We start from the raw sequence: 3,683 nt of genomic DNA on the forward strand, positions 1-3,683 counted from the left end.
TTGTTCAACCTCCTACAGCAAAACGGGCGAAAATCTCATAGATATGAGAAGAAAACAGTCTTTGATATATTAGGTGTCGTTTACAATTGTACCATGTCTGATAATCAAGCGGCTTAAATCAAAAAAATGAAACCCATTAGGGTTTATTTCGTATGCAAATCTTTAAATTCCCTACACGTAGCCTTTAGAAAAAAGAAATACCCTCTACTATAATTGACGTTGTATGAGCTTAGCTTGAAAGCGATGTGACGCTACCCCTAAAAGTATAAGTTTTTTATACTATACATAGCGAGTACTCAGTTTGTATCTATTATGAGGAGGTTGTACCATGTGTACCGAAATTAACAAAATTCATCATGTAGGGCATGTTGTCTATGATATAGAAATGGCGTTGAAGCTGTATAGGAAACTAGGTTTCATTTGCAAGCCACCTGCTTATCCGACAATGGCTGAACAAGAAGGCGAGACACCTAGACCGTTTGGAGCAGCTAATGCTCATATCGACTTTGCCGACAATTTTATTGAAATCGTAACGACTGTGCAGGAAGGGGGGAGAATTCCTGATGACGCCCATTTCATACCGCTTTCGGCGCCCCCAGCCGTTCTCTCTCGAATCATCGCCTCTATCAAACGCACTGTTTCCACTATCTCTCGCTGTCTGGTCCGTTTTGAAGGAACGCATATATTGGTCTTCTCCACTTCCGATGCGATCACTTCTGTGGCTCGTCTGGACCAGGGAAGAGTCGGACATGGAGGTGTCAACACGATACAACGTCCCGTGGAGACGTCGACCGGTACGCAGATGGTTCCTGTACGCTTGCTCGAAATCGATGACGAACAAGTGCCCGAAGGACGGTTGGCATTCGCTGAAAATTCACCATCGGACGCTTTGCAGACACAGATCCATACAGATCATCCGAATGGGGCAATCGAGTTAGTCGAAGCGATCATGTGTATCGAAGATGGAGAGCTAGATACATGTGTGGCGCGGTATCGACTTTATTTGAGAACTCAGCCCCCAAAAGAGAGGGAGGCATATGTGTTTGATCTTGGTGGTGGGCGCATTACGATCATTCCTAAGTCCCGATTAACCGATCTGCTTCCGGGAGAAGCCCTCCCGTCTTTACCGGGATTTGCCGGATATGTGGTAAAAGTACGTGACCTTTCTGTTACCCGACAGCATCTTGAATCAAACGGATTTCCGGTTATTGAGACGGCGAGGGGAGATGTTTTTGTACCGGGCGCCTCCCTTCTCGGGACGGCTCCCATTTTCAGGCAAGGCTGAACATTTGACACCATAATTTTAACCAACCGACCGATTCATTAGTGGTCGGTTGGTTACTGGAAATACGGTTTCTGAGCATAAATTGGAGTTCGACCGAGATACGTGTATATCTCGACTGTACCCGGAATAGGACAAAAACTAACACTCCCCCACCAAAATAAAAACCTCCTAAATAGGAGGTTCATAAATTAAATTTAAATCTTAGAATCCACTTCAGAAGTATCTAGGGGTCACACGACCGAAAAAAGAAAATTGTACGTTAAGGAATTTTCTTACATTTCCAATTGGTAGATGAACCATTACAAGGATTATATCCACTTATTGTTTTTACAAATCTTAAAGGTAATGCTATCAAGGTTGACTAACCAGAACCAGTTGGTGTCCTTGTCTTGCTCTTTATTTTTGATAAGTGTTATTGATAGCCTACAAACCTTTAATTATCAAGAAGACAAAAATTTATCAATAGAGTGTACCCTATTGATAAGAAAAAATAGACTGATCGGTTTTTACCCTTCAGTCTATTATTAATTACCTTACTCCAGAAAAGCGCCCGTTTGTTGAACAAGATTATGTTAATAATTGCAGCCATTTATGTTCTGGCTCTTGTGATTGTATTGCTTTTCGTAGCCAATTTTTATTTTCATCATCAAGATAATCTTGAGACAGCAAGAACAAAATTATTCTTCATTGAAAATAAATGCAGGGTTAATGCTTATAGGATTTTTCATGATAAATAGCTTCTTCTGGATCATCGAAAAAAGGGGAGTCTTGAAAGCAGCAGATACGATGTATGGTCGGATCCCTTTCACAAATTTTGACGAAGTAAAAAACAAATTTCCCATTCGCTCTTGAATTTGGTGAATTTTCTCAATCTCCTCACTTCGAATTTCTTGGACTCTACAGAGAACTTTAGCTGAGACATCACATTTTTGTAGCGCATCCCAAATAACATCAGCCGCCACAGCTGCTGTCGTTACTGCTAAAGAAACTCCTATTGCTCCTACAGGAGATGAACAATGAGCAGCATCACCGATCAGCAAGCAGCCATTCTTTGCCCACGTTTTAACCATATGATTTTTAGCTTGAAGTGGTACGAATGGTTTAAAGTCAACCAAAGATTCAGCAAATTCATGAAATCCTTTGTTAGCATGCATAATTTCCTGACGAAAATTTTCTATTCCTTGACGCTGTGTTTCTTTCCATTCACCCCGTGGTAAAGCAATGCCTACTTGAAGTAAATTAGGGTATTTCGGCAGTGTTATATAGCTGTGTCCCTCTGTGATTTTAAATCGTAATTCTTCTCCCCAATGAGAAGGCCGTTTTACACTGAACCAGATTAGATCACCAGGATAATGTTGATATTCTAATTCAAAACCACCTAAACGACGAATCGTGGAAAACCGTCCATCAGCTCCGACTACTATTTTCGCCTGAATCTCAAGCAACTCTTTATTTTCCCCATCAACAACCACTCCTGTTACTGTTCCATCCTTCTCGAGCAGTTTTTTTACCGGGGCATGAAACATCATATCAAACGTTGGATATTCCTTTGCTTTTTTGTACAGTGCTTGAAGTAAAATAGGCTGAGGAATCCAGAGAGCATAAGGTGCTTCTGCAATCATGGAAGTAAAATCAAAGTCACCTTTCTTTTTATCATAATGATAAAATGCACCTTTCTTTAGCTTAGAATGAGGCAATTGTTCGATATACTCGCGTAATTTCAATTGATTAAGCAATTGAATAAAACGAGGCTGAAGCACTTCTCCACGGTATTCACGATCAAAATTATCGTGGCTCTCCAAGACGATTACTTGAACACCAACCTTAGCCAGTAATAAGCCCAACATCATACCTGCTGGTCCTCCACCAACAACAATGACATCCTTTTGTAATTTTTTATCAATCATTACACATATTTCCTCCCTTTATTTAAATATCGACATGGAATTATATAGAAAAAATCGATGTAATGCTTGCTTTTGTTATTCAAGAATATGGCCCGATTGCTGAATAAGCCATAAATAAATTTTTGTTAATCAACAGCTTCTTCTTTTTTATTGACTTTGAACTCTCTAACTGATTCTAGCAAACTGTCAGATTTCCTTTCTTCGAGGTCTTCAAGAAAGGAAATAAATTCCCCTTCGTCATTTTTATCTCCAAAATATTCCATTAAGTCATTAAGTTCCCATTCAATAGTCTCTAACTCCTGGGTTGAACAGGTGGGTTTTGGTGCAAAAACTTCAGGGAAATTGCAAATAATCTCTAAATCTTGGACATACTGATACTATTACTCTAAAAAAGGTGTGTGATCGGTATGAAAAAGGAAAATTTGTTCAAATGGAAGCGTTATCAACCTGATATTATCTTATTAACGGTAAGATGGTACCTACGGTACAAT

Annotated in this window: 3 protein-coding genes and 1 pseudogene; 2 read left to right on the forward strand and 2 right to left on the reverse strand. The window is 39.7% G+C overall.

The annotated features are described in order from the left end of the window. The first annotated feature begins 328 nt into the window (after positions 1-328). On the forward strand, positions 329-1,285 hold the full coding sequence (locus HRG09_RS27620) for a VOC family protein (RefSeq protein WP_174104000.1): 957 nt from the start codon (positions 329-331) through the stop codon (positions 1,283-1,285). Between the two features lie 677 nt (positions 1,286-1,962). Here HRG09_RS27620 and HRG09_RS27625 read toward each other — a convergent pair. Continuing rightward, positions 1,963-3,192: an FAD-dependent monooxygenase gene (locus HRG09_RS27625; RefSeq protein ID WP_174104001.1), complete on the reverse strand. Its 1,230-nt coding sequence runs from the start codon at positions 3,190-3,192 to the stop codon at positions 1,963-1,965. 125 nt (positions 3,193-3,317) lie between these two features. Then, positions 3,318-3,455 (reverse strand): hypothetical protein, encoded by a 138-nt coding sequence (locus HRG09_RS27630; protein WP_174104002.1) that lies wholly within the window; start codon positions 3,453-3,455, stop codon positions 3,318-3,320. A 144-nt stretch (positions 3,456-3,599) separates the two neighbouring features. On the opposite strand from HRG09_RS27630, the pseudogene HRG09_RS27635 reads away from it, so the two are divergent. Then, a pseudogene (locus HRG09_RS27635) lies at positions 3,600-3,683 on the forward strand (IS6 family transposase); the annotation flags it as partial.

This window comes from Bacillus sp. Xin1 (assembly GCF_013314535.1).
GTDB lineage: Bacteria > Bacillota > Bacilli > Bacillales > Bacillaceae_G > Bacillus_A.

Coding starts and splice junctions, on each gene's coding strand:
- HRG09_RS27630 (WP_174104002.1), bottom strand. CDS start 3,455: ATGGAATATTTTGGAGATAAAAATGACGAAGGGGAATTTATTTCCTTT.
- HRG09_RS27620 (WP_174104000.1), top strand. CDS start 329: ATGTGTACCGAAATTAACAAAATTCATCATGTAGGGCATGTTGTCTAT.
- HRG09_RS27625 (WP_174104001.1), bottom strand. CDS start 3,192: ATGATTGATAAAAAATTACAAAAGGATGTCATTGTTGTTGGTGGAGGA.